Here is a 270-nt window from a genome sequence, read left to right as displayed (position 1 = left end):
ATCAGGCTCAGCCGGATCCACCAACTTGACCAACGCATTTGTTGGCGGTCAAGCCCTCGACAACACGGTGTTGATGACCGGTCCGCTCAGTTATACAGGTACGGGCAATATCTCGATAAACCCTGTCACGCATGGGGACTTCCCAGTCACGGGCAACGTCACTATCACCAGTATGACCATGGGCTCGAGCGCCGCCGGTAATATCAACCTCGGTGGCAGTCTTCTAGCACCCACCGCAGTGGTCAGCTTGATCACTAGTGGTGCTGGTAC

1 protein-coding gene is annotated in these 270 nt (G+C 55.9%); it reads left to right on the top strand.

Annotated features, from left to right (window positions below):
• Positions 1–25: 25 nt before the first annotated feature.
• Positions 26–270 (top strand): hypothetical protein (locus ACZ3HG_RS23805; RefSeq protein WP_465334854.1); only part of this gene is annotated, 245 nt, incomplete at its 3' end.

The organism is Erwinia sp. PME.40.26/001 (genome assembly GCF_055556675.1).
Note: the sequence above shows the minus strand (reverse complement) of the source record. Positions and strands in the feature narration are given on the sequence as shown.